Source organism: Nocardioides astragali (genome assembly GCF_024436375.1).
Classification (GTDB): Bacteria; Actinomycetota; Actinomycetes; order Propionibacteriales; family Nocardioidaceae; genus Nocardioides; species Nocardioides astragali.
Genome location: NZ_JAFMZM010000006.1, coordinates 303,817 through 324,156, shown reverse-complemented (window position 1 = coordinate 324,156; position 20,340 = coordinate 303,817). Strand labels below are relative to the sequence as shown.

21 protein-coding genes and 1 pseudogene are annotated in these 20,340 nt (G+C 71.2%); 10 read left to right on the top strand and 12 right to left on the bottom strand.

The genetic code is table 11. The features are described from left to right. Positions 1-16 precede the first annotated feature (16 nt). Positions 17-562 (bottom strand): annotated as a pseudogene (locus tag J3P44_RS25845) (DUF222 domain-containing protein); the annotation flags it as partial. An 83-nt stretch (positions 563-645) separates the two neighbouring features. Here J3P44_RS25845 and J3P44_RS21080 point away from each other — a divergent pair. From J3P44_RS21080 to J3P44_RS21070, 3 genes are all read left to right on the top strand, one after another. Continuing rightward, the gene (locus tag J3P44_RS21080) at positions 646-831 is read left to right on the top strand and encodes a PspC domain-containing protein (protein WP_255892437.1); all 186 of its coding nucleotides are present in this window, start codon (positions 646-648) and stop codon (positions 829-831) included. Positions 832-933: 102 nt separating this feature from the next. Beyond that, positions 934-1,407 (top strand): hypothetical protein, encoded by a 474-nt coding sequence (locus J3P44_RS21075; RefSeq protein WP_255892436.1) that lies wholly within the window; start codon positions 934-936, stop codon positions 1,405-1,407. A gap of 66 nt (positions 1,408-1,473) precedes the next feature. Beyond that, a complete protein-coding gene (locus tag J3P44_RS21070) occupies positions 1,474-1,950 on the top strand; it encodes an NUDIX hydrolase (RefSeq protein ID WP_255892587.1) in 477 nt (158 codons plus the stop codon). A gap of 47 nt (positions 1,951-1,997) precedes the next feature. On the opposite strand, the gene J3P44_RS21065 is transcribed toward J3P44_RS21070, so the two are convergent. Continuing rightward, positions 1,998-3,044 carry a saccharopine dehydrogenase family protein gene (locus tag J3P44_RS21065; protein WP_255892435.1) on the bottom strand — a complete coding sequence of 349 codons (1,047 nt, stop codon included), beginning with the start codon at positions 3,042-3,044 and terminating at the stop codon, positions 1,998-2,000. A 70-nt stretch (positions 3,045-3,114) separates the two neighbouring features. Here J3P44_RS21065 and J3P44_RS21060 point away from each other — a divergent pair, with 70 nt between their 5' ends. Next, positions 3,115-4,059: a GlxA family transcriptional regulator gene (locus J3P44_RS21060; protein ID WP_255892434.1), complete on the top strand. Its 945-nt coding sequence runs from the start codon at positions 3,115-3,117 to the stop codon at positions 4,057-4,059. An 11-nt stretch (positions 4,060-4,070) separates the two neighbouring features. On the opposite strand, the gene J3P44_RS21055 is transcribed toward J3P44_RS21060, so the two are convergent. Continuing rightward, on the bottom strand, positions 4,071-4,373 hold the full coding sequence (locus J3P44_RS21055) for a hypothetical protein (protein ID WP_255892433.1): 303 nt from the start codon (positions 4,371-4,373) through the stop codon (positions 4,071-4,073). A 16-nt stretch (positions 4,374-4,389) separates the two neighbouring features. Then, complete coding sequence (locus J3P44_RS21050; protein WP_255892432.1) at positions 4,390-4,680, bottom strand: hypothetical protein; 291 nt, start codon at positions 4,678-4,680, stop codon at positions 4,390-4,392. A gap of 38 nt (positions 4,681-4,718) precedes the next feature. Between J3P44_RS21050 and J3P44_RS21045 the strand changes: the two genes are divergently transcribed. The 4 genes from J3P44_RS21045 (at position 4,719) to J3P44_RS21030 (ending at position 9,475) form a co-directional block, all read left to right on the top strand. Then, the gene (locus J3P44_RS21045) at positions 4,719-5,252 is read left to right on the top strand and encodes a metallophosphoesterase family protein (protein ID WP_255892431.1); all 534 of its coding nucleotides are present in this window, start codon (positions 4,719-4,721) and stop codon (positions 5,250-5,252) included. Then, positions 5,249-6,121: a glycerophosphodiester phosphodiesterase family protein gene (locus J3P44_RS21040; RefSeq protein WP_255892430.1), complete on the top strand. Its 873-nt coding sequence runs from the start codon at positions 5,249-5,251 to the stop codon at positions 6,119-6,121. Before J3P44_RS21045 ends, J3P44_RS21040 begins: the two co-directional genes overlap by 4 nt. A gap of 50 nt (positions 6,122-6,171) precedes the next feature. Next, positions 6,172-7,248 (top strand): hypothetical protein, encoded by a 1,077-nt coding sequence (locus J3P44_RS21035; RefSeq protein ID WP_255892429.1) that lies wholly within the window; start codon positions 6,172-6,174, stop codon positions 7,246-7,248. Between the two features lie 76 nt (positions 7,249-7,324). Beyond that, positions 7,325-9,475, top strand: coding sequence for an MMPL family transporter (locus J3P44_RS21030; protein ID WP_255892428.1), 2,151 nt, complete (start codon positions 7,325-7,327; stop codon positions 9,473-9,475). Here the strand turns inward: J3P44_RS21030 and map are convergent. The 5 genes from map to J3P44_RS21005 are packed head-to-tail and all read right to left on the bottom strand — an operon-like array spanning position 9,472 to position 14,172. Next, on the bottom strand, positions 9,472-10,266 hold the full coding sequence (gene map, locus J3P44_RS21025) for a type I methionyl aminopeptidase (protein WP_255892427.1): 795 nt from the start codon (positions 10,264-10,266) through the stop codon (positions 9,472-9,474). The genes J3P44_RS21030 and map overlap by 4 nt on opposite strands. Next, positions 10,263-10,955, bottom strand: a complete 693-nt coding sequence (locus J3P44_RS21020; protein ID WP_255892426.1) for a type 1 periplasmic-binding domain-containing protein — start codon at positions 10,953-10,955, stop codon at positions 10,263-10,265. Before J3P44_RS21020 ends, map begins: the two co-directional genes overlap by 4 nt. 22 nt (positions 10,956-10,977) lie before the next feature. Further along, entirely contained in the window at positions 10,978-12,231 is a 1,254-nt protein-coding gene (locus tag J3P44_RS21015; protein ID WP_255892425.1) for a sugar ABC transporter permease, read from the bottom strand. Beyond that, positions 12,224-13,066, bottom strand: coding sequence for an ATP-binding cassette domain-containing protein (locus J3P44_RS21010; RefSeq protein ID WP_255892424.1), 843 nt, complete (start codon positions 13,064-13,066; stop codon positions 12,224-12,226). The genes J3P44_RS21015 and J3P44_RS21010 overlap by 8 nt, the downstream gene beginning before the upstream one ends. Next, on the bottom strand, positions 13,066-14,172 hold the full coding sequence (locus tag J3P44_RS21005) for a substrate-binding domain-containing protein (RefSeq protein WP_255892423.1): 1,107 nt from the start codon (positions 14,170-14,172) through the stop codon (positions 13,066-13,068). Before J3P44_RS21005 ends, J3P44_RS21010 begins: the two co-directional genes overlap by 1 nt. 171 nt (positions 14,173-14,343) lie before the next feature. Here J3P44_RS21005 and J3P44_RS21000 point away from each other — a divergent pair, with 171 nt between their 5' ends. Together J3P44_RS21000 and aceB are read left to right on the top strand one after the other, a co-directional pair. After that, the gene (locus tag J3P44_RS21000) at positions 14,344-15,501 is read left to right on the top strand and encodes an ROK family transcriptional regulator (RefSeq protein ID WP_255892422.1); all 1,158 of its coding nucleotides are present in this window, start codon (positions 14,344-14,346) and stop codon (positions 15,499-15,501) included. Positions 15,502-15,523: 22 nt separating this feature from the next. After that, positions 15,524-17,104, top strand: coding sequence for a malate synthase A (aceB, locus tag J3P44_RS20995; RefSeq protein ID WP_255892421.1), 1,581 nt, complete (start codon positions 15,524-15,526; stop codon positions 17,102-17,104). Positions 17,105-17,290: 186 nt separating this feature from the next. On the opposite strand, the gene J3P44_RS20990 is transcribed toward aceB, so the two are convergent. The 3 genes from J3P44_RS20990 to xdhC form a co-directional block, all read right to left on the bottom strand. Next, positions 17,291-18,040 carry a class I SAM-dependent methyltransferase gene (locus J3P44_RS20990; protein ID WP_255892420.1) on the bottom strand — a complete coding sequence of 250 codons (750 nt, stop codon included), beginning with the start codon at positions 18,038-18,040 and terminating at the stop codon, positions 17,291-17,293. Positions 18,041-18,150: 110 nt separating this feature from the next. Next, entirely contained in the window at positions 18,151-19,527 is a 1,377-nt protein-coding gene (locus J3P44_RS20985; protein WP_255892419.1) for a guanine deaminase, read from the bottom strand. Continuing rightward, entirely contained in the window at positions 19,524-20,339 is an 816-nt protein-coding gene (xdhC, locus tag J3P44_RS20980) for a xanthine dehydrogenase accessory protein XdhC (protein WP_255892418.1), read from the bottom strand. Before xdhC ends, J3P44_RS20985 begins: the two co-directional genes overlap by 4 nt. Position 20,340: the final 1 nt, after the last annotated feature.

Below are 20,340 nucleotides of genomic sequence, written 5' to 3'. Positions count from 1 at the left end.
TGGCCACCTGGCGAGCAGCATTCTCGCGCTCACGCTCGGCCGCCGCTTCCGGGTCGCTCGCGACGATGAGGCCGGTGACGAGGTCCTCGAAGCGGGACCAGGGGATGCGGCCGTCGGCCGACTCGGCGCTGCGCTCGTCGACGTAGGCCGCGTGGTCGATCGTGAGGTCGCGGGTGCGCCGGGCGACGAAACGCGCGTAGGACGCCTTGACCTCGAGCGCCTCCACGCGACGCCACAGCTGCGGCAGCCGGATCGCCAGATCGAGGGCGTCGGCCACCAGCGAGTGGGCCGACCCGGACGAGATGCCCAGCCGGGCACCGAGCGCGGCTGCTGCGAACTCCGCGACCTCGGGCGTGCCCACGCCGCCGAAGCGCCTGGCCCGCTCGCGGCCTGGCAGCTTGCTGATCTCGGGGTCGAGGGTCTCGGGGTTGTTGAGGATCGCGTGCTGCAGCGCGATCCGCAGGACCTGTGCCTCGCACTCGCGCTGCGTGCGCGAGACCTCGTCGGCGTGATCGAGGAGCTCGGCCTCGGTCAGCTCGTCGAGCGCGGTCACCAGGTGCATGCATCCACTCAACCAGGAGGCACCGACAGTCGCCCTGCCCTCCGACCCGAGCATGTGGACAGCACTGCGGGGTACGGTGCGTCATGTCCACTTCGCAGCTGGTGCGCCCCCGTCAAGGCAGATGGATCGCCGGAGTCTGCGCCGGTCTCGCAGACCGGTTCGGGGTCTCGCGGGGGATGGTCCGCCTCGGCTTCGTGATCTTCGGGCTCGTGGGGGCCGGCGAGATCGCCTACATCGTCGCCTGGGTCGTCATGCCCAAGGAGGACTGACCTGCCGCACGTCGCGTCGGAGTCTTCGTAGCCCAAGTGGCACTGGGCGGTTGAGTACACGTGCACGGGTGCAAGCCGGTGGCGGCGGGCACCGTGAGCGGTATGAGCTCGACGATCGTTCCTACGCCGCCGCCCCGGCGATCCTGGGCCACCACAGCCGGGGTCGTGGTCGTGACTCTGCCCACCATCGGCGCGGCGACGCTGCTCTGTGGCTTCTTCTCGGGATGGCCGGGACTCGTTCTTCCCCCACCGCTGATCCTCACCGTCCTCTACCTGTATCGGGCCACGACCCGCTCGGCGCACTCGCCCGAGACCCGCACCGTCACACGCGAGGTCGGCGCCATCGCGCTCGCGCTGACACTCGGCACGGGAACATGGATCTCCGCGCTGATAGCCGGCATCTGGTTCGGCGTGGTGCCGCTGCTCGACTCGCACGTCGTGGACTACCCACATGAAGCCGCGTGGATGACAGGGTCCACCGTGCTGGCACTGGCGAACGTGCCCGCCGCCTGGTGGCTACTGCGCCGATTCGCCGATGACCGTCTCGGCGACTCGTCGCCGACCGCCCGGGTCTGACCAAGGAACGCACTCGTCTGCCGCGCAGGTGGGACGTGCGGCACCTACACTCCGGGCGTGCCTCGGATGACCGTCAAGCTGTTGCTGCTGGACGAGGAGGACCGGGTTCTCCTGATCCACGCGACGGATCCTCGTACTGGGCATCACTGCTGGTATCCCGTCGGCGGAGGTGTCGAGTCAGGCGAGTCTCTCCAACAAGCCGCCATCCGTGAGGCTCATGAGGAAACGGGGCTCGCGGCCTTGCCGACCGGGATTCCCGTCTGGACCCGCGATCACTTGTATCGCTACGACGGACGAACCGTCGAAGTCCACGAAGACTGGCTCCTTCACTCGGTGCCGCACTTCGAACCCGCCCCAACCGGCTTCAGCGACTACGAGACCACGAGCGTTCTGGGCTTTCGTTGGTGGCGAGCCGAGGAGTTGTCTCAGACGACCGACACGGTCCTCCCACCAGCACTGGGAGATCTGCTGTCGGCACTGCTGCGCGACGGACCCCCTGGCGTCCCGGTCGACATCACCGATCCCGATCCCTCCCCGTGCTGACCGGCCAGCGCCCGCGCGGAGAACCACAGCGAGGGCAGGCACCAGTTCTAGCGCTGCGCCGCACCCACCGATCGGTCGGCCCCCAGAGCGACGGCACCGTGGTCCCGCTCGAGGGTGGCGAGGACGTCGGCGGCGTCGAAGGCCTGGCCCGGCGCCACGGCCCCCGGGCCCCGGTGGCGTCCGTCGAGGAGCCGGACGGCGCCCTCGACGATGATCGGTGCGCTGACGGCGTAGATGTCGCGTCCGGTCGCACTGGTCCGCCAGGTGTCCGTGCCGCGGCGCACCACGACGTCCACGACGAACCGCTGTGCCGATCGTCCGTGCTCGTCGGTCGAGGCCGGTGCCGGCGTATCGGCGTCGCGGAGGTCCTCGAGCGAGGCGGTGTTGAGGTAGGAGCGAAGCTCGCCCACGTCGAGGTGGCGATCGATCGTGATCACCTCGGAGAACGGCATCTGCACGACCGACTGGTCGCCCAACGGCGACGGGTAGGACCAGGTGCCGGAGGGCGCGGAGGCGTTGAGCGCGGTCAGCGCGCCGTCGCGGATCACCAGGCGGGTCGCCGTGTTGCGCGCTCCGGTGGCTCGGGTGCCGGCTGTCGGCCACCAGCGGTCCAGGCCGATCGCGACCTCGACCTCGTCGGCCCGCGAGCCGCCGTCGAGGGCGGCCGTGAGCAGCAGGTCGGCGAGTCCGCCGTAGAAGGCCATGGCGGGGACGACGGCGACGCCGGCGGCGCGAGCCGGTTCGTCGAGGTCGCGGTAGAGCGCCTGCACGACCGGCTGCTCGGCGGTGACGTCGAGGTAGTGGGCGCCGGAGTCGACCGCGGCGCGGGCGAGAGGGAGGGCGGTGTCGAGGAACGGCCCGGCGCAGTTGATGACGGCGCCGGTGCCGGCCACCGCCTGCCGCAGCAGGTCGGGATCGTCGATGCCCACCACGCGGCGCTCGAGCCCTGCGTGTCGGGCGGGGACGGCGGCCAGGCGCTCGGCGCTGCGGCCGGCCAGCACGGGGACGAGGCCGCGACGCAGCAGCTCGTCGACGACGAAGCGCCCCGTGTGACCGGTGGCGCCGTAGACAAGGACTCGATCGTTGGAGGTCATGCGACCATCGTGGTGCGCGCCCCGGCGCGGGACGAGCGTCTGAAAAGACGTCGATCGTACAGTTTGCGACATGGTCCGGATCGCCCTCGTCATGCACGGCTCAGCGATGCTCTACGAGGTCGCGATCGCCTCCGAGATCTTCGGCGTGGACCGCTCGGAGCTGTCCCCCACCGGCACGTGGTACGACCTCGTGGTCTGCACCGCCGACGGTGCCCCGCACCCGTGGCTGGCGCACCTGCCGACCACGTCGTACGCCGAGATCGCCGCCGTCGACACCGTCGTCGTGCCGTCGTCCGACGACTTCGACGACAACCCCGACCCGGGACTGCTCGAGGCGTTGGCGGACGCCCATCGCAACGGGACCCGCATCGCCTCCTTGTGCACCGGCGCCTTCGTCCTGGCGGCGTCCGGAGTGCTCGACGGCAAGGCGGCCACGACCCACTGGATGTACGCCGACGACCTCGCCCGCCGCTATCCGCAGGTCGACGTCCGGCCCGACGTCCTCTACATCGACGAGGGCGACGTGCTCACCTCGGCCGGCAAGACCGCGGCGCTCGACCTCTGCCTCCACATGGTGCGTCGCGACCTCGGCGCTGCGGCTGCCAACGGGATCGCGCGGCGACTCGTCGTGCCCGCCCACCGGAAAGGCGGTCAGGCGCAGTTCATCACCCCGCCCGCCGAGCCGCGTACCCCGCACGGTCTCGCACCCACCTTCGAGTGGGCACGCGCCCGCCTCGACCAGCCCCTGACCGTGCGCGACCTCGCGGGACACGCCAACCTCAGCACCCGCCAGCTCGCCCGCCGGATGCAGGCGGAGCTCCAGACCGGGCCGCTGGACTGGCTCCACCACCAGCGGATCGCCCGTGCCCAGGAGCTCCTCGAACGCACCGACGCCTCGGTCGACCAGATCGCCACCAGCTGCGGCATGGGGACCGCCACCACGCTCCGCCGGCACTTCCACCGCGCCCTCGGCGTCACGCCCACGGCCTACCGGGCGACCTTCCGCCCGGACTGACGACTCGCGCCTCAGCCGCCCTCGCGCCTCTCGTGCAGCCGCTGCTGCGCCTCGCCGAGGAAGGCCAGGCAGGGCGCGTCCTCGCCCGGGTGCTTCTCCACCAGGTGGAAGGTCCACCGGTCCATGGCGGCCATGAAGCCGTTGTCCTCGCCGGCCCGGTGCGTCGACCACGCGCGATGCCCGCGTGCGACGCAGGAGGTGCAGCTGATCCGGTAGAGGAACTGCTGCTGCCCGTCGAGGTCGATCGTCACCCGCGCCAGCGGCCCTGCCTGCGCCGCGGCCTTCCGCTCGCGGGCCGAACGGCTCGCCACCATGTCGTCGTCCCCTGTCTCAGAGCGGGGTGTCGGCCGGGATCACCCGGAGCACGCTCAAGCTGCCCGCGTCGCGGCCGACGACGACCTTGACGCCGTCGAGACGACCGAGCGCGGAGCGTACGTCGTCGAGGTCGAGGCGGGCGTCGACGGCGATGTCGGCGTCGCGGACCGGCACCGGGTTGTCCGGCCACTCGTCGGACGGGACCTCGAAGGGGTCGAAGTCGGTCTGGGCCGCCGACCACAGCTGGAGGGCGGACTCGGCGACCATGTCGTCAACGGTGGAGTCTGGATTCTCGTCTGCAGCCATGGGTCGACCGTACGCGCCACTCGGGGTTGACTGGCGCCATGCCCACCCGACCGCCCACCCGACTGCTGCTGCTGGCGGACACCCACGTGCCGAAGCGGGCACGGGACCTGCCCGAGCAGGTGTGGCGTGCCGTGGAGGAGGCTGACGTCGTCGTGCACGCGGGCGACTGGGTCGACGTACGCCTCCTCGACGAGCTCGAGGCCAGGTCCCGCCGGCTCGTCGCGGTCTTCGGCAACAACGACCACGGCGAGCTGCGCGAACGACTGCCCGAGGTGGCGCACGCCGAGATCGAGGGCCTCCGGCTCGGGGTGGTCCACGAGACCGGGCAGGCGCAGGGGCGTGAGCAGCGCGCCAGTGCGCTCTACCCCGACCTCGACGTGCTCGTCTTCGGCCACAGCCACATCCCGTGGGACACCACGAGCGCCACCGGGCTGCGGTTGCTCAACCCCGGCTCCCCCACGGACCGGCGCCGCCAGCCGCACTGCACCTACATGACCGCGACGGCCGAGGACGGCGCGCTGCACGACGTCACTCTGCACCGGCTCGGACTTGGCCGGCCCACCACACCGTGACGCCCTCGCATGGATCCTTCCACCGACCCTTCGACGTCCAGGCCCACCGCGGCGGCGCAGGCCTCTGGCCGGAGAACACGCTCGAGGCCTTCGGTCGCGCGCTCGCGCTCGGCGTCTCGACGCTGGAGCTCGACGTCCACCTGACCGCCCAGGACGACGTCGTGGTCGCGCACGACCCGACGCTGCCCGGAGCGGGACTGGCCGACGCCCGCCGGATCCGTCGGCTCACCCGCGCCGACCTCCCGCCCACGATGCCGCTGCTGCGCCAGGTCGCCGCGCTGCTCGAGGACCGAGGCGCCGACCCGGTGCGCATCAACCTCGAGATCAAGTACGACGCCCTCGACGCCTCCGGGCTGACCAGCCGCGAGGCCTTCGTCGAGAAGGTGGTCGACGCGCTGCGGATCGACCGCCTGGTCGGGCGCACCAGCATCCAGTGCTTCGACTGGGGCGTGCTCGCCCGGGTGGGCGAGGCCGAGCCCGCGCTGGACCGCAACCTGCTGGTCTCCCCCAAGTACTTGAAGGCGACCGCCGACGCGCCCTCCCCCTGGTTCGACGGGCTCGCTGTCGACGCCGACTTCGTGCGGACCGCGGCCGCGGAGGGCTTCACGGCGATCTCTCCCGTCCACGGCTCCCCGTTCGTGTCCGGGGTGGGCGACCCGGCGTACACGCCCTTCGCCACAGACGACCTTGTGGAGCGCGCGCACGGCGAGGGTCTTGCGGTGATCCCCTACGTCGTCGACGACGAGGCCACCATGCGCCACCTGGTCCGGGTCGGCGTCGACGGACTGATCACCAACCGTCCCGACCGGCTGCGCGACGTGCTGGTCGCCGAGGGACGCGGCGTCCCGCCCGGCTTCCCCGGTTCCTGAGGCAACCAGTCCTGAGGCAACCAGTCGTGACGCAACCAATGGAAGACCTGATGCGTCTCCACATCATGAAGCCCAGCTCCGGGACCACGCTCCTGGCCGCGACCACGCTCGCCGTTCTCACGCTCATCGCGCCGCCCGCCGCCCCTGCCGCCCAGCAGTCCCAGGAGCGCTCCCGCTCGGCGCCCACCACGCTCTTCGACGTCTCCGACCTGGGAACCGGTGCGCCCCCGGCGCTCGCGTGGTCCGTGCGCCGCGCCGGTCGGACGGCCATCCGTGGTGCCGGCGGCACCAGGACGCCGGTGCCCAACAGCCTCGATGCCTTTGCCCCCATGGGCTCCGGCTTCGTCATCCAGACCGCCGGCAACCACCCTGTCACCACCCGTTGGATCGGCGCCGACGGCAGCCCCGGCCGAGGCGAGTGGCGTACCGGTCACGGGCTGGCCGTCTCCGCGCGCGGAAAGGCCGTCGCCTTCGCCGGAAGGCGCGGCAGGGTCTGGGCCATCGACAGCGCGGGCGACCGCGTCCTCTCCCTCAACCCCGTGCCGATCACCGGCACGGGCCGGGCCGTCGCCCTCGCCGGGGAGGACTGCAAGGAGAGCGCGACCAGCCACGGGTGCTCGGTCGACGTCAACGGAGCCCGCGCCTGGTACACCACCACCCACGGCATCGTGGAGCGCACTCCCCACCTGCGTCTCGCCTCCGCCGGCCGCGGCGCCTGGCTCGGCGGGATCACCTCGGTCAGCGACACCGGCTCGTGCAGCGCGATGACCTGGGGCCTGCGGGTGCAGTGGCGCACCTGCGACAACCGGTTGTCCGACATCTCGCCCGGCAACGACCACGTTCTGGGCCTGCCGGCGTACGGCGACGGCTTCGGCCCCACGACCCTTGACGTGCTGGCCACCGCCGACGGCTCGGTCGTCCGCACGTTCCGTTCGCCCACCCACGGCGCCGTGACGACGTACTTCGACGAGGTCTGGGAGGACCCCGAGCACGTCCTGGTCGTCACGTTCTCGGACGGAGAGTGGGCGATCGTGCGGCTGGGGATCGACGGGTCGATGGAGTACGCCGTCGCCCCGCGTCGCGGCTCGACGGACACGAAGGCGCCGTTCCAGCTCCAGACGCGATAGCCCTGCCCCGACCCTGACCAGTCCTCAGGGGAAATCCGGATGCGGAGTGTCCCCGGCTTCTGCTGGACTGCTTCCCATGCATCGACAGATCGCCGGATCGCTGACCGGCCGCGTGACCAAGTGGGTCGTCCTCGCCGCCGTCCTGGCGATCACCGCCATCATGGGTGTGTTCTCGACCAAGCTCACCTCGGTCCAGAACAACGAGGCGTCGTCCTGGCTGCCGGCCTCGGCCGAGTCGACCAAGGTGCTCGACGAGCTCTCCGAGTCCGTCGACCCCAACGACATCCCCACGCTCGTGGTCTACCACCGCGACGGCGGGCTGACCGACGACGACCTCGCCGCGATGGAGGCCGACGGCAAGGAGATCGCCGATCTCGAGGGCGTCACCGACGAGGGCGTGCTCACCCCCGCTGCCGCGGAGGCCGCGGCAGCGCAGGGCGCCCCCGTCCCGACACTCGTGTCGGAGGACGGCGAGGTCGCCTACCTCTACCTCGTCCTCAACTTCGGCACCGACGGCTGGAACGCCATCCCCGACGCCGCCGACGAGATCCGCGACATCGCCGAGATCGACGGGGGCGACGTGCACCTGGCGGGCTTCGGTGGGCAGGCCGCCGACTCGGCCGAGGCTTTCGAGGGGATCGACACCAACCTGATCTTCGCCACGCTCGGTGTCGTGATCGTGATCCTGCTCTTCACCTACCGCAGCCCGGTCCTCTGGCTGCTCCCGATCATCTGCGCGGTCGTCGCCAACACGATCGCGACCGGCTTGGTCTACCTCCTGGCCAAGTACGCCGACCTGACCGTCAACGGCCAGAGCCAGGCCATCCTGAGCATCCTGGTCATCGGCGCGGGCACCGACTACGCCCTCCTGCTGGTCGCCCGCTACCGGGAGGAGCTGCGCAGGCACGACGACCGCCACGAAGCCATGGCCTTCGCGCTGCACCGTGCCGCGCCGGCCATCTTCGCCAGCGCGGCCACCGTCGCGCTCGGCATGCTGTGCCTCTCCTTCGCCGAGCTCAACTCCACCGCGGGTCTCGGCCCGGTCGCGGCGATCGGCGTCTCCGTCACCATGCTCGTGATGGTCACCCTGCTCCCGGCACTGCTGGTGATCTGCGGTCGTTGGGTGTTCTGGCCCAAGCGGCCCTCCTTCGGCAGCCCCGAGCCCACCTCCGACGGTCTCTGGGCCCGCGTCGGACGCGCGATCAGCCACCGCCCCCGTCGCGTGTGGGTCGTCACGACCGGCCTGCTGCTCCTGGCCTGCCTCGGGCTGTTCCGGCTCGACACCTCCGGCCTCTCGACCGAGGACACCTACACGAAGGAGTTCGACTCCATCAAGGGCCAGAAGCTGCTCACCGAGCACGGTCTGGCCGACAACTCCAACACCATCCAGGTGGTCACCGACACCGACCAGGCGGCCGACGTCGCCGCGTCCCTCGAGGGCATCGACGGCCTTGGTGCGCCCGGAGAGGTGCAGCCGCTCGCCGACGGAAGGTCCTGGTTCGAGGCGACCATCAACGCCGACATCTCCTCCAGCGCGGCTGCCGGCATCGTCGAGGAGTCCCGCGACGCGGCACACGGCGTGGACGGTGCCGACGCCCTGGTCGGCGGCGGCTCGGCGTTCTACCTCGACACCAAGATCGCCTCCGAGCGCGACAGCTGGGTGATCATGCCGCTCGTCCTGCTGGTCGTGCTGCTGATCCTCATCGGACTGTTGCGCGCACTCCTCGCCCCGCTGATCCTGATGGCCACCGTGGTCCTGTCGTTCGGCGCCGCGCTGGGGATCTCGGCCCTGCTCTTCGAGTACGTCTTCGGCTTCGCCGGGTCCGACCCCGGGTTCCCGCTGTTCACCTTCGTGTTCCTGGTGGCCTTGGGCATCGACTACAACATCTTCCTGATGACCCGGGTCAGGGAGGAGACCGCCACCCATGGCACCCGAAAGGGATCGCTGATCGGGCTCGCCTCGACCGGCGGCGTCATCACCTCGGCCGGCGTCGTGCTCGCGGCGACCTTCCTGGTGCTGGGGTCGTTGCCCCTGGTCTTCCTGGCCGAGCTCGGGGTGGCCGTCGCCCTCGGCGTCATGCTCGACACGCTGATCGTCCGGTCCGTGCTGGTCACGGCGCTCAACCTCGACCTCGGCGGCAAGATCTGGTGGCCGAGCAAGCTCGACTCAGCGGACGCCCCGCTGAGCGCGGCCGAGGCCGAGCGGCCGCTCGAGACGGTGCACTAGGCAGACGGACGCGACGCCGGGGCGCTCGGCAGGGTCAGCACCTCGGCACCGTCCTCGGTGATGGCGACGGTGTGCTCGCTGTGGGCGGTGAGGCAGCCCGTGGAGCTGCGCAGCGTCCAGCCGTCGTCGTCGGTGACGAGCTCGTCGGTGTCGGCCATGACCCATGGCTCGAGCGCCAGCAGCAGGCCCGGCCGGAGCTTGTAGCCCCGGCCGGGTCGGCCGTTGTTGGACACATGGGGGTCCTGGTGCATCGTCGTGCCGATTCCGTGGCCGCCGAACTGCATGTTGATCGGGTAGCCGGCGTCGCCCAGCACCGTCCCGATGGCGTGGGACAGGTCGCCGATCCGCGCACCCGGACGGGCCGCCGCGATGCCCGCCTCCAGCGCGCGCTCGGTGACCTCGATCAGCTCCAGGCTCCCGGCCGGCCTGGCCTCCCCCACCACGAAGCTGACCGCGGAGTCGGCGGCGATGCCGTCGAGGCGCACGGCCAGGTCGAGGGTCAGCAGGTCGCCGTCGGCGAGCGCCTGGTCGCGCGGTCTCCCGTGGAGCACGGCGTCGTTGACCGCGGTGCACACGTAGTGGCCGAAGGGACCGCGGCCGAACGCGGGGGCATAGTCGACGTAGCAGGACTCGGCGCCGGCGTCCCGGATCATCTCCGCCGTCCGGCGGTCGAGGTCGAGAAGGTTGGTGCCGACCACGCTCCTGCCGCGGAGGTCCTGGAGGATGTCGGCCACGAGCGCACCGGTCGCTCGGGCCTTGTCGACCTGGGCGGCCGTGAGGATCTCGATCACCGCAGCCCCAGCCTGGTGCATCGCTTCTCGGTGGCCCCGCTGCACAGGGCGTCGAGCGTGACCACGTCCTGGGCGACCAGCACGGAGGTCAGGGTGTCGACGGTCACGTCCTGCTCCTCGTAGAGCCAGGACTCGACTCCGTCGAGCTCCTCCCCGTCGGGCACAGGATTGCCGGCCAGGAACGCCACGGCCACGTCGGCGGCCTGCTCGCTCATCGCGCGACTGGGCACGTAGGTCATCGACTCCTCCTCGCCGAGGAGGACGTCACGGGCCGCTTCGAGGTCCGACCCCGCCTGGTCCGGGACGTCGCCGCCCTCGAGACCGACGAACCGGTCCGATCCGGGGACGAGCTCGCCGAGCGAGACCACGGGCAGCTCACGACTGGTCACGGTCTCGAGGTCGTCGGGATCGACGGGCACCACGACGATGACGTCGGCCGAGCTCGCCTCGGCCTGGCGGGCCTGGCTCTTCTGGGCGGCGGCGTCGCCCTCGGCGTCGTAGACGGTCACCGTGCACTCGTCGCAGGTGGCCTCGACCCGGTCGGTGAAGTGCTCGACATCGACGGCGCGCGACCCCGGGTCCGTGCCGCCGGCCACGAGGAGGGCGACGGTGGGCTCGTCGCCGACGCACCCGGACAACAGGGGTGCGACGGCGACGAGCACGGTTGAGACGAGTCGGGTGCGGAACATCCCGACGAGGTTATCGCGAGGGCTAGCCTCGTCCGCTGGACGACCGGGCGCGCCTCGACACCGAGTCGATCGCGACGGCCAGGAGGAGCACCCCACCCGTCACCATGAAGCGCACCGAGGAGTCCACCCCGATCAGGTTGAGGCCGGTCTGGATCGCCTGGAGCACGATGATGCCGAGCATGGCGGAGTAGGCCGAGCCGCGCCCACCGAACAGCGACGTCCCACCGATGACCGCGGCCGCGATCGCGGTCAGGTTGGTGTCGTTGGTGCCGCTGGCCTGCGACACGCTGGTCTGCAGCCCGGCGGCCAGCAGGCCACCGAGGGCGGCCAGCGTCGAGCACGCCACGAAGACCGAGAAGTAGACCCGGTCGACCTTGATGCCGGAGCGACGCGCGGCTTCCTCGTTGCCACCCACGGCGTAGACGTGGCGTCCCCACCGCGTACGGCGCAGCACCAGGTCCATCAGCACGACGAGCACGACGAAGAAGACCCAGATGTAGGTCCAGCCGCGGTCGATGTTGACGTACCAGGTGAGCAGGCCCAGCGAGACGAGCAGCAGGGCCGCCTTGACGCCCACGAGGGTGACGGAGGGAGCACTCAGGCCGGCTGCGGTGCGCTGCCGGATCCCCCAGAGCTGGGCGAGGACGAAGACCACCACCGTCGCCCCGACGAGCACGTAGGACATCGTCGGGGTGACGAACTGGAACCGGGTGAAGTCCACCAGGAACGAGTCCGAGGGCAGGTTGCGCGTGCCGTTGGCGCCCAGGACGTAGAGCAGCGCTCCCTGGAAGCCGAGCAGGCCTGCCAGCGAGAACACGAACGATGGCACGCCCAGCTTGGTGTAGAGCACCGCGTATAGCGCACCGATCGCGACGCCGACGAGGATGCCGGCGAGCATCGCGACGACCATCGACTGGCCCTGGTCGAGCAGCGTCACGGCCATCACCGCTGAGGCGAACCCGCTCACCGACCCGACCGAGAGGTCGATCTCGCCGAGCAGCAGCACCAGCACGATGCCCAGGGCGATGATGCCCACCGGCGCCGCGAACTGGGTGATCGAGACGAGGCTGCGCGAGGAGAGGAACCTCGGCTCGGCGGTGTAGAAGCCGATGCTGATGATCGCGAGCCCGACGATGACCGGAAGGCTGCCCAGCTCACCGGACCGCAGACGGTTCCACATGAGATGGCCGTAGCCGCCGATGCCGTGGGTGGCGAGGAGCCGCTCGTCGGCCAGGTCGGCGGCGACGGTCGAGGCGGGGGCTTCCTGGTCAACCATCCTGCTCACCACTCTCGATGTGGGTCTCGGTCTGGGTGGACGCGCTGCGCCGGGAGGCGCGGCTGGCGACCACGTTGTCGGACGCGCCGGTGATCGCCGCGACCAGCTCAGCGGTCGAGGCGTCCTCGACCCGGAACTCGGCCGCGTTCTTGCCCAGGCGGAGCACCACGATGCGGTCGGCCACGGCCTGGACGTCCGCCATGTTGTGGCTGATCAGGATGACGCCGAGACCGGTCTCGCGGAGCCGCTCGATGAGGTTGAGCACCTCGGCGGTCTGGGCGACGCCCAGCGCCGCGGTGGGCTCGTCGAGCATGACGACCTGGGGGCTGCCGACCAGGCTTCGGGCGATCGCGACGGTCTGCCGCTGGCCTCCGGACAGCGCGGCGATCGGGATCCGGACGCTGGGGATCTTGGCGGAGAGCGTCTTGAGCAGGCGCCACGCCTCCTTCTCCATGCCGACCTCGTCGATGAAGGGGCCTGCGAGCTGCTCCTGACCGAGGAAGAGGTTGGCGACCACGTCGAGGTTGTCGCACAGCGCGAGGTCCTGGAACACGGTGGCGATGCCGAGGGCCTGCGCCTCCGAGGGACCACCCACGGTCACCTTGCGGCCGGCGAAGGTGATGTCTCCGCCGTCGGGCTCGTAGACGCCCGAGATGACCTTGACCAGGGTGGACTTGCCGGCGCCGTTGTCGCCGACCAGGGCGACGACCTCGCCCGCCCGGACGTCCATGTGGACGTCCGAGAGGGCCTGGACGGCGCCGAATCGTTTGCTGACGCCGGCCAGGGAGAGTACGACCTCCCCGGCCGGCGCGCGGTCTGCCACGGACGTCGACATCAGGAGATGCCAGCCGCCTCGCACGCCTCGACGTACTCGCCGGTGCAGATGTCCTCGGCGGAGTAGAAGCCGTCGGCGATCACGGTGTCGGCGACGTTGTCGGCGGTGACGACGATCGGGTCGAAGATGTAGGACGGGACGCCCTCGTAGTCGGTCTGCTCGACACCACTGTCGGTGCTCGTGCCGACGTCCTCGCCGTTGGCGAGCTTGACCGCGAGCTCGGCGGCCGTCTCGGCCTCGATCGGGATCGGCTTGTAGATGGTCATCGCCTGCTGACCCGCGAGGATCCGCTGGATCGCGGCGACCTCGGCGTCCTGGCCCGTGATCGGGGGCAGGTCGTCGGGGGAGAACCCACCACCGGTGAGGGCGGCGACGACGCCACCGGCCTGGCCGTCGTTGGCGGCGTAGACGCCCTGGATGTCAGAGGTGTCGTACTTGCTGAGCTGGTCGGTGACGAACTTCTGCGCGTTCTCCGGGCTCCAGTCGGGGTTGTCGTACTCCTCGAGGATCTCGACGCCGCTGCCGTCGAGGACCGAGTGGGCGCCGGCCTTGAACTGGGCGGCGTTGGGGTCGTCGGGCGAGCCGTTGAGCATGAGGATGCCGCCCTCGTCGCCCATCGCCTCGACGAGCGCCTCGGCCTGCATCTTGCCGACGGTCTCGTTGTCGAAGGACATGTAGTAGTCGGCCTCGGCGATGAAGCGGTCGTAGGCGATGACCGTGGCGCCGGCGTCCTGGGCGGAGGTGACCATGCCACCGGCACCGGCACCGTTCACCGGGTCGAGCACGATGACGCTCGCGCCCTCGGAGATGGCGGTGTCGACCTGCTGGGTCTGCTTCGCCTCGTCCTGGTCGGCGTTGTAGTAGACGACCTCGCAGTCGTCGCACAGCTCGGCGACCTTGTCCTCGAACAGGGGCTTGTCGAACGCCTCGTAGCGGGTGGTCTTCGACTCCGGGAGCAGCAGTGCGATGACCTTGCTCTCGCCGCCGCCGTCTCCGGCGTCGTCGTCGCCGCCGGTCTGGGCGTCGTTGGCGCCACAGGCGGTCAGGCCGAGCGCACCGATCAAGATGGCGGCGCCGACGCCGGCGACGCGGTGGGAACGTGACATGGGATCTCCTGGTGGTGATGGCTCGTGGGCGAGCCCGTGGGTTCTCGGAGAGTGTGATGACCGCCACGCCTTGTCGTCAAGAGTCGAACACAAAACCATCCAAATCGTGACCATTTGTGACCTAGCGTGCGTCTCTTGACGGCTACATGCTGCATGCTCCACTCTTTCGCCATGTCCGCCACCGGCTCCCCCGGTTCGAACGCCTCGTTGCGATCGGCCAACCAGCAGCGCGTCGTCGACGTGCTGCGCACCGGCGGCCACGTCACCCAGGCCGACCTGGCGCGCCAGACCGGACTGGCCCCCGCCACCGTGTCGAGCATCGTCCGGGACCTCGCCGCGGCCGGCCTGGTCGCGACCGAGCCGGGCAGCGGGCGGCGCGGGACGACCGTGACGCTCGCGGCGTCGGCGGGCCTGGTCGCGGGGGTCGACTTCGGGCACAGCCACGTCTCGGTGGCCGTGGGCGACCTCACCGGCACCCTGCTGGGCGAGCGTCGTACGCCCCTGGACCCCGGGCACCCGAGCCGTGCGGGCCTCGACGCCGCGGCCGCCCTCCTCGACGAGGTGCTGGCCGACGCCGGGGTCGACGCCGACACCCTGCGCTGCGTCGGGATGGGACTGCCGGCGCCGATGACCGACGGGATCGTGCGCAGCTCCGCGATCCTGCCGGGATGGGTCGGGGTCAACGCCCTCGACGCCGCGCGGGAACGGTTCGGCCTCGAGGTGCACGCCGAGAACGACGCCAACCTCGGCGCCCTCGCCGAGCACCGGCAGGGAGTCGCCCGCGGGCACGCGAACTCCGTCTTCGTGAAGGTCTCCTCCGGTGTCGGTGCCGGCATCGTCCTGGAGGACCGCCTCTTCCACGGCAGCGGCGGCACGGCCGGAGAGATCGGGCACCTGACGCTCGACGAGTCGGGTCCGGTGTGCCGGTGCGGCAGCCGCGGCTGCCTGGAGGCCTACACGTCCACCGGTGCGCTGCAGGCGATGATGCAGACCCAGCTGCCCGGCGCGGGCGTCGACGAGATCGTCGCCGCGGCCCGCGCGGGCAACGTCTCGGCAGTCCGGGCGCTCGAGGACGCCGGGCTGCACCTCGGCTGGGCGCTCGCGAGCGTCGTCAACCTGCTCAACCCTGGGCTGGTCGTCGTCGGCGGCGACATGGCACGCGCGGGCGAGCTGCTCCTGGAGTCGGCGCGGATCGGGCTGCGCCGGCACGCCCTCGACGCCGTGGCGGCCACCCCTGTGGAGGCGTCCGAGCTGGGCGAGCGCGCCTCGCTCGTCGGGGCTGTGCTGCTTGCGGCGGAGCGCACGGAGCTGATCGCTTCCGCCGCCTGAGGCGGACCACTAGCGTGAGCTGATGGACCGTCTCGAGATCTCCGCCCCGCCCGTGCCGAGGTCCGAGGAGGTCCTCACTCCCGAGGCACTCGCCTTCGTCGCCGACCTCGACGCCCGGTTCCACGACCGGCGCGACGAGCTGCTCGCCGCCAGGCGCGAACGGCGCGCTGAGACCGCCCGCACCGGCACCCTCGACTTCCTCCCCGGCACGGCCGACGTGCGCGCCGGTGACTGGACCGTCGCCGCGGTGCCGGCGGACCTGCGAGACCGACGCGTCGAGATCACCGGTCCCACCGACCCGAAGATGGCGATCAACGCGCTCAACTCCGGTGCCCGCGTCTGGCTCGCCGACCTCGAGGACGCCAACACCCCGCACTGGCGCAACGTGGTGGGCGGCCAGCTCACCCTCCGTGACGCCGTACGAGGTCAGCTCTCGTTCACCTCCCCGGAGGGCAAGCACTACGCCGTCGCCGATCCCGCGCGGACGCCCGTGGTCCTGCCGCGCCCCCGCGGCTGGCACTTCGACGAGGCCCACCTGGCCGCCGGCGGGCGGCCGGTGGTGGCGGCGCTCGTCGACTTCGGGCTGCACTTCTTCCACAACGCCCGCGAGCTGCTGGCCGGCGGCAGCGGGCCGTACTACTACCTGCCCAAGCTGGAGTCCCACCTCGAGGCGCGGCTCTGGAACGACGTCTTCACCCATGCCGAGGCGGCGCTGGGGGTGCCGCACGGGTCGGTCCGGGCGACCGTGCTCATCGAGACGATCACCGCGGCCTTCGAGATGGACGAGATCCTCTTCGAGCTCCGCGAGCACGCCGCCGGACTGAACGCGGGCCGGTGGGACTACCTGTTCAGCATCATCAAGAACTTCCGCGACGCGGGCCCCGCCTTCACCCTCCCCGACCGCAACGCGGTGACCATGGCAGCGCCGATGATGAAGGCCTACAGCGACCTGCTGGTCCGCACCTGCCACCGCCGCGGCGCCTTCGCGATCGGCGGCATGGCGGCGTTCATCCCGAGCCGCCGCGATCCCGAGGTCAACGAGCGCGCGTTCGCGAAGGTGCGCGAGGACAAGACCCGCGAGGCCTCGGCCGGGTTCGACGGCTCGTGGGTGGCCCACCCCGACCTCGTCCCGGTCTGCGCGGAGGTCTTCGACGGGGTCCTGGCCGGGCGCGACAATCAGCTCGACGTGCTCCGCGACGACGTAGCGGTCTCCGCCGCCGACCTGCTGGCGATCGACCGGACGCCCGGTGAGCGCACCGAGCAGGGGCTGCGCGGCAACGTCCGCATCGGCATGCAGTACCTCCACGCCTGGCTCTCGGGCAACGGCGCCGCCGGCATCGACAACCTGATGGAGGACGCCGCCACCGCCGAGATCTCGCGGTCCCAGGTCTGGCAGTGGGTCCACAACGGCGTACGCCTCGACACCGGCGAGGTCGTCACCCACGACCTCGTGGAGCGCATCGTCGCCGAGGAGCACACCGCGCTGGACGGGACGGTGGACGACGACGCGCGCCGGCTCTTCGTCGAGTGCGCCCTCGACGAGGACTACCCCGACTTCCTCACCCTGCAGGCGTACGACGTCCTGCTGGCGCGTGGCGACTGATCTTCACTCAATGGCCGAGATCGGCGATGCAGGCCCAAGCTCGAAGTCTGCTCGTGGATATCACGAGCAACCTTCGACCTAGCTCGTTCGTCCCCACAGGTGACGCGCTGTCATCAGCAGCAGACTCGACGGCTCGGCTTCGAAGGCCCGCTCGTCTGAACGCCTCGACGCGAACGTGGCCCTTGGTCAGATCGTTGCGCGGAGCCTTGTCCACTGCACGCGTGTCTGCCAGGGCAGCACATACTCCGAGGCGCTGAGGTGAGACGTCATGGCGTCGACGAGTGGCTGCCACTTCTCATCTGGAAGGCTGCCAACCCAGCCCATGGAGCCGAAGAAGGCGACGAGCCCCTGCGCGTCGACAGCCTGAGGATTCGCCAGCCGCGCTTCACAGATCGGGTTGAAGGTCCTCTTGGCGATCGGCAGGTCCCAGGCACGGGGTGCCCAGTCGCCACTCGTCATGTCGAGTGGGAACCCTGAGTCTCGAGGCCAGAGGGGGGAAAGAAGCTCCTCGACAGCCGTGATGGAGGGGACGGCGGATCCGGTCGCCACGTTCCACATCACCACGAGCACCCCGCCCGGTCGCAGGACGCGTGCGATCTCCATCAACGCGGGCTCGTTGTCGAACCAGTGGAAGGCCTGGGCCACGAAGACCCCGTCGACCGCGTCGTCCGTGAGGGGAAGCTGTTCCGCGGTGCCGTCTTTCACGTCGACAGCTGGGCAACCTGCAACGAGCAGGCGACGCATGTCAGGGTCCGGCTCGACGGCCACGACGTGCGCGATCCTCGAGACGAGCTGACGGGTGAGCTTGCCCGTCCCGGCAGCCAGATCGAGCGCCGTCGCCGTCGGCGCGAGCTCGGCGAGATCAACGACCTGCTCTGGGTAGCCGGGCCGGCCACGCTCGTAGTCCTCGTACCAGTGCCTCGGCATGTCTGCCATGGATCCATGCTGGCTGGATGACGTCGATCTCCACAGCGCAAATCGCGGGTCGCGGCGGTGTGCGCCTCCTTCTCCGGCGGCTGAGTCACCACGCCCGCGTCCGACGCACGTCAGTGACCCAGGCACGAGGTCGCCTCGCTCGACGGTCGGCGACTGACCGGGCGCACGAACCCGCCCGACGCGACCTGCTCGCCGCCGACCCACACCTCCGCGACGTCGGCATCGCCGGCCAGCGCGAAGACCTTGCCGAGGGCACCCTCCGGCGAGTCCGCGTGCCGGAGGCCGATGTCGAGGGAGGTCCCTGCCGGCGGCCGGACCAGGATCGCGTCGAACTGCTTGCCCTCGGAGAGGTCGCCGACGGTGTCGGCGAGCCCGAGCGCGGCGGCCCCGGCCGCGGTGCTGAGGTGGAGCAGGTGGGCCGCGGTGAGTCGCATGCCCTCCCCACCGAGGAGGTGCTGGAGGAAGTAGGCCTGCAGGCCCTCCTTGAAGATCGAGAATCCGGTGCCCGCCCCCACATCGCTGCCGAGGGCGACGCGGACGCCCGCCGTGACGTGCCGGCGGAGCGGGAACATGCCGGAGCCCAGGGCGGAGTTGCTGGTCGGGCAGTAGGCCACCGCCGTCCCAGTCGCGGCGAGGACGGACAGCTCGGCGTCGGTCGGGTGCACGTCGTGGGCGAGGACCGAGAGCGGGCCGAGCAGCCCGTGGTGGTCGTAGGTGTCGACGTAGTGCGCCCGGTCGGGGAACTGGCCCGACACCGTGGCCACTTCGGCAGGGTTCTCGTTGACGTGCGAGGTGAAGCAGGCGTCCCCGATGTCGGCCATCACCGCCGCGCAGGCGGCGAGCATCGGGTCGGACGCCGACAACGAGAAGCGCGGGGTGACGGCGTAGCGGAGCCGCCCCCGACCGTGCCACCGCGTCGCCAGGTCGAGCGCCTCGGCGTGCGCGCGTTCGGGCGTCGTGAGCAGCGGCGCGGGCAGCACCCGGTCGCTGACGACCAGCCCGCTCGTCACCCGCAGCCCGTAGCGCTCCGCCTCCGCGAAGAGCGCGTCGACGGCGGGCGCGAAGTGCGACCCGAAGACGAGCGACGTGGTCGTCCCCGCGGCGATCAGGCCCGCGACGAACTCACCGGCGATGGTGGCGGCGTACGCGGGGTCGGCGAGGTGCTGCTCCTCGGGCAGCGCGCAGCGCTCGAGCCACTCCAGGAGCGGCATCCCGAGCGCCCCGATGACCCGGACCTGCGGGAAGTGGACGTGGGTGTCCACCAGCCCGGGCAGCAGGATGCCGGCCCGGAGGTCGAGCACGACGGCGTCCGGATGGGCGGCCGCGACGGTCGCGAACGGCCCGCGGGCCACGATCACCCCGTCCCCGGAGACGGCGAGGCCCAGGTCGTCGTCGTAGCGGAACCCGGGCGCGACGGCATCGTCGGCGAAGGGGTCGCCGGGGGTGTCGTACGCGCGGGCGCGGTAGACGACCTCCGCGCTCGTCATCTGCCTGCCCGGACGCCGTGGGTCGCGAACAGCTGAAGCAGCTCGGCGGCGACCGACACGGCGATGGCGGGCGGCTCCTTGCCGGGCAGGCCCGGCAGCCCGATGGGGCAGCGGATGCGGTCGATGGCCGCCGCGTCGTGCCCCTCCACGGCCAGCCCCGACCGGAAGCGCGCCCACTTGGCGGCCGACCCGATCAGCCCGATCGTGCCGAGATGGGTGCAGCGGAGCGCTGCGTCGCACAGCGCGAAGTCCTCGGCATGGTCGTGGGTCATCACCAGCACGTGCGTGCCCTGCGGCACCGACCCGAGCGCGAGCTCGGGGACGGGTGAGTGGTGCACCTGGACCCGCGCCTGCCCGTCCGCGACCACGGCCAGCCGCTCGTCCGCGAGCTGGTCGGCCCGCGAGTCGACCAGGTGCAGGTCGACGTCGTGCCCCGCCAGGATGCGGGCGAGCTCGAGCCCGACGTGACCCACGCCGAAGACGGCGACGGACGGGACCACCGGCAGCGGCTCCAGCAGGAGGGTGACCTCGCCGCCGCAGCACTGCCGTCCGTGCTCGGTGCGGGTCTTGTCGCTGAGCCCGACCATCAGCTGCTCGGGCGAACCGACGTGGGTCGCGAGCATCGCCCGCGCTCGCACCACGGCGGTCTCCTCCAGGTTGCCGCCGCCGACGCTGCCCCACGTGCGTCCGCTCGCGACCACCATCTTGGCGCCTGCGTCGCGCGGCGCGTGCCCGCGCACGTCAGCGACGGTGACGAGGACCCCCGCCTCCCGCTCCTCGCGGAGCCGCGCGACCGCCGCCAGCCAGTGCATG